Here is a 4,594-nt window from a genome sequence, read left to right on the forward strand (position 1 = left end):
CAACAACGTCCTCGAAGCGCGTTGAGTTTGTCCGACCTCCGATATTGTACTTGAGGCCAATACGGACACGCTTTCCGTTCATATTGACCGCCGTGCTGTCTTCGAAATCTCCAATCTCGATTGTTGCTGTTGATCCGTCAGATAGTGTTGCGGAATCGTCGAGTTCAACGATTCGGCCACTATCATAGAGAGCGAAACTGTCGTCCAACTCACCATCCTGATCGTCAGCATCGATATCGATTTCATTTCCACCATCGATACTGTCGATGCTACCATCAGCCGGATCGACCAGAACGTGCGTGATCTCGACTTCTCTCCCGGCGTTGTTCGTGACGGTGAACGTAATCGTCGCGTCGTCACTCCCTACTGCAGTCATATCACGGTTATACTCCAGACCGCTAACATCGATGAACTGCGAGCGTGGCGTATTCGCGCTCTCGTCATCCTCGACTGTGAGAGTGACATTATAGCCGCCCCCGTTCGAGAATGTATGTGTCGCCGTAGGGTCAGTCGTCACTTGATCGACCGCTCCATCACCGTCCCAGTCCCATCGGTACTCAGTCACGGAACCGTCAGGATCGAAAGAATCGCTGGCGTTGAACGTGACGGGCTGGCGAGACCACGGTGAAGCCGGCTCGAAGTCGAAACTCGCAACCGGGGGTCTGTTGCCGACGCCGCCAACGAGAGAAAGTGTATCACGGCTCACGTCTTCGCCGACACCGATCCGACTACTAAGATCCTGACTAGCAACTTCGCTGCCACCGGTGGTGTTGGTTGCGTTCGCACGAAGCTGGAATGTTCCCTCATCGGCCACAGCCAGTGAAACTTTGGACTCGTTACGGATCGGGACCCTAATCGTAATCTCGCTGTCAATCGATGTGAGCCTGAGACAGGTATCGACGCTTGCTGCGAGGCGGCCGCCACTACAGACGCTCGCACCGTGGAGAAGAGAGATCGAGTAGCGGTCCCCCGTAACTCGGGACGGCTGGCTGACGCTTACCGTGGCTGCGCCACCCTGCTGTGCCAGCGTGTCGACACGGGTAACCTCGCTCGCAAGCCGATTCCCGATTGTCTCCAATTCTTCACGTGTGGCATCTCGCTGTTGATTTTCAAGCATATTTGCCGCGCCAACGGTCAATCCAGTTATTAACAATGTGGTGATACCGAGCGTCAGCACGTACGAGAGGGCGTTAGTGATAGCGCGATCGTGTACGACCATACTACTGCCCCCTGCTCGGATAGATAGTGACATTCTTGTCGCTCTCATATTGAACCTTAGATCCGACAACGCTGACAGTCGTGTTCGCAGTCCAGACGACAGGCGCATGACACGGCTCCGTTCGTGAGGTGGTTGTTTTACAGGCTGGGACGCTCGTTGACGACGAGTTCGTCACGATGGCATATTTCCCGACTGCATTGTCTCCGCCCGCAAAATTCACCTGCGAGACCGTGTTGAGTTCGCTTGTACCGTTGAACCGACAATTGTCGTCAGTCACTGACCGACCACGTCGGAGGTCAAGGAACAGTCGACCCCCACGGGGTTGACAGCGGACTGAGTCGCTTCCGGTTGGACTTGAGGTGTTGACCCAGAACTCTGTGTCGCTCACTTTGTCGATGGTCAAATTCACCGAATCAGTCCCGTTTGACGCGCTGGCATGGAATGGGTCGTCTTGACTCTCTGTCGCATTGAGATTCACGACGAACCATCCAAGCTCCCGCTGTGATCCCCCGGTGACCGGGGTCCAGTCCGGCGAGACATTCTCAAAAGTGCTGTCGCCGGTCTGAACTACACGGCTCCCAAATCGGCTTGATGTGTTCCGGTAGTTGACAGAGACAGATAACGAGCTAGAGGCCGCATACGACTCGCCTAACGCAGTACTGAGTCTGGTGACGTTATTGTTTGCGTATATTCCAATCTCGGTGGCGCTATGATTCCGTGTCTGGTGGTTCACGCGCAGGACAACAGTCCGGAGTGAACCCGTAACCTCATTGTCGATAGTGCCTGGTGACCGACTCTGGCTTCCCGTCGTACCTGTCTGCGTGTTTTCGACGAAGAGTGTGGTGTTAACGACGACAGCGATACCAACGACAAGAAATGCCAGGACTATCGCCCCAACAAAAAGCAATTGTGCACGGTCCTGACGGGCTACCATACGGTGAGACGCACCTCCACAACGTTGTACACCGGTCCTTCAACCGCGTTCGGAATCGGATAGTACGCCTCGCTATTAGGGTCGGTCCCGTATTCCCAGAGTTCGGCAGTACCGGTCTTACCGGATGTCAACGTCTGGTTGTCGTATAACGTCACCGTGTAACTCGCGGTCACAGCACCCTCTGCAGGCTGGCCCCGGTAGACCATCGGCACTCGGCCACGGTCATCAGTTGCGTTCACACCCAAATAGAGAACCTCGACATTGTAGAGTCGCGACCGCTGGCTGAACGTCGTATTGAGTATCTCTCCAAATATTCCAGGCGGTACAGCAGTTCCGTAGCCGACGCTTGGGTTCTGTGCCCCCTCAAACGTCCGGCTTTCAGGGACCCAGTTGCGGGTGTAATAGGAGAGATCTGTCGTCTCGTTACTATGGACGATCACTAGCGTGTCGCTCGCCTGCGCCCGAAGATCTTTCCGGACATCGGGGTCGACACCGCTTGAGGTGGTCGGAGTGATGATGATTGACTGGAGAGCGAATAGGAGTGCTGTAACGACGATAACACTCCCTGCGATGGCTTCTAGACTGTAGGCCTGACCTCGGTCCGTACCCGACATCTTCACCATACCCTCACGATCAACTGACAGGCAGGGTCACAACTGCCGTCTCCAATCGTGATAAGCCGAACGGCTTTACCAAAGGTGCGCCCCGTAGCGTCACGCCCAGCAGTGAGGGTCACCCCATTATCTGTGACGACAGCACCGGACCCGCTGGGTTTTCTAATAGTGACGTTCACTGTGGAAGTCGTTGGGAGACGATATCGGTTCTGAAGGGTATCAACATCACTTCCAGCCACTGCCTCTATCAGCGTCACATTTAGCCGGTTTCCGGGGCCAAGAGAGTTATTCGTTACAATTTGATCGGCAATCCGCTTGGCCTGTGCGTCCGTGTCCCCGCGTGTCCCGTCGTCAAACGTTGCCAGCATTGTCGGGAGACCGCCCCCCACCACTGCGGCGACAGTCAAAAGGAAAACGCTCACACCAAAGACATAGTCCTGTAACGTCTGTCCCCTATTATCAGTGGCAAAGTCCTCGACAGCGTCTGTTCCAGTGGTCATTATAAACGTTTTACCATATGGCCTCCGCGGGTGGGAGCCATTGCTTTCTCTTAGGTATCATAGTAGTGTTTTTGATTCTTATGGTTCTGGAATCATTTTTGATACGCTCTTGCGTAGAAGATCGTTGATACTGCAGAGCGGTGGCTGCGGAGTCGAAGAGGACAAGGGCACCGCGTCAGCGGTGCCCGACACGAATGATTCCGCTAGATGTGTTTGGGTCGGAATCGGTCGCAGCGGACCTGTTGGAGCAGGTTCGCTGGCGTGATGGTGTTACCTGTCCTCGCTGCCGTTCTGACCGGACGGTCAGAAACGGCAGCTACAGAGAGTTTCAGCGGTATCTGTGTAAGAATTGCGACCGCACGTTCAACGATAAGACTGGCACAATCTTCGCTCATTCGAAGATTGCGCTCCGACGGTGGCTGTTCTCAATTTACGCGTTTCTCCGGTTTAACACGAGTCTCCGCCAACTACAGTGCGAAATCGAGGTGACACACAAAACGATGCACCGGCGCATCGAGCGCTTTGCCAGAGCGCTTGATGCGCCTTCCCTCAATCTCGTCGGCCCGGTCGAAATCGACGAAGTGTACGTCTCTGCCGGCAAAAAAGGCCGCGAGCGCGACCGGGAGTCGCGCTCGCGTGGCCTGTCAACGCGCGGGAGTGGTTCGTATAAGCGACAAGCCACCGATCTTCATCATCGCCGACCGTGGCACCGAACAGCGGTACGTGATTCCAGCGAAAGCCGCAGACGAATCGACGATTCGACTCCTGCTGGCCGACCGCCAGCAGGAGTCGCTCACTGTCTATACCGACGGCTTTCGAGCGTACGAACCGCTCGAAGACGACGACACATTCGACCGCGAATACGTCGTCCATGGCGACGGCGAATACGCCGACGACGAGGTGCACGTCAACGCCTGCGAGAGCCACGCGTCGCGGGTGCAACAGTGGCTCTCGCCCCACCGAGGTATCTCCAAAGACAAGCTAACACAGTATCCCAGAGGGTTTCAACTACGCCGAGAGCTGTTTCGGAAACCCGGCCGAGACGGTCTCAAGCACGCTGTTCGAGCAACGTTGTGAAGTCAACAATGTGCTACGGATGAGCGATGATATGTTAAAATAATTAGTTTAGAATCGGACAGGTGCAGAAATTCATATATAAGTAATCAGCTATATTTTGTAGTATGAAAAAACGTGCTGTCTGGCACTGTCTAGTTGAGCGAGTTTGAGAAGCGAGGAGGTCGTAGCGAGAAGTGTTCATGCCACTCGCAGACCTCCTCAGAGAAACGTTAGATGAGGACAGCCAAGACGTTTGGGAGAATGAGCGCAC

The 4,594-nt window shown here is 55.0% G+C and carries 3 protein-coding genes and 2 pseudogenes; 2 read left to right on the forward strand and 3 right to left on the reverse strand.

Going from position 1 to position 4,594, the window contains the following annotated elements; translation table 11 throughout:
• The 3 genes from D3D01_RS22345 to D3D01_RS22355 form a co-directional block, all read right to left on the reverse strand.
• Window positions 1-1,219 (reverse strand): PKD domain-containing protein (locus D3D01_RS22345; RefSeq protein WP_199725594.1); only part of this gene is annotated, 1,219 nt, incomplete at its 3' end.
• Between the two features lie 927 nt (window positions 1,220-2,146).
• The gene (locus tag D3D01_RS22350; RefSeq protein ID WP_199725596.1) at window positions 2,147-2,776 is read right to left on the reverse strand and encodes a hypothetical protein; all 630 of its coding nucleotides are present in this window, start codon (window positions 2,774-2,776) and stop codon (window positions 2,147-2,149) included.
• Window positions 2,770-3,267, reverse strand: coding sequence for a hypothetical protein (locus tag D3D01_RS22355; RefSeq protein WP_121513837.1), 498 nt, complete (start codon window positions 3,265-3,267; stop codon window positions 2,770-2,772). Before D3D01_RS22355 ends, D3D01_RS22350 begins: the two co-directional genes overlap by 7 nt.
• 194 nt (window positions 3,268-3,461) lie before the next feature.
• On the opposite strand from D3D01_RS22355, the pseudogene D3D01_RS22360 reads away from it, so the two are divergent.
• Together D3D01_RS22360 and D3D01_RS22365 are read left to right on the forward strand one after the other, a co-directional pair.
• Window positions 3,462-4,344: pseudogene (locus D3D01_RS22360) on the forward strand (IS1595 family transposase).
• Between the two features lie 179 nt (window positions 4,345-4,523).
• Window positions 4,524-4,594, forward strand: a pseudogene (locus D3D01_RS22365) (IS6 family transposase); the annotation flags it as partial.

Source organism: Haloarcula sp. Atlit-7R (assembly GCF_003666065.1).
Lineage (GTDB): Archaea > Halobacteriota > Halobacteria > Halobacteriales > Haloarculaceae > Haloarcula > Haloarcula taiwanensis.

Bases quoted from the DNA above. Each gene is read 5' to 3' on its own strand.
- D3D01_RS22350 (WP_199725596.1), bottom strand. From the start codon at position 2,776: ATGGTGAAGATGTCGGGTACGGACCGAGGTCAGGCCTACAGTCTAGAA.
- D3D01_RS22355 (WP_121513837.1), bottom strand. From the start codon at position 3,267: ATGACCACTGGAACAGACGCTGTCGAGGACTTTGCCACTGATAATAGG.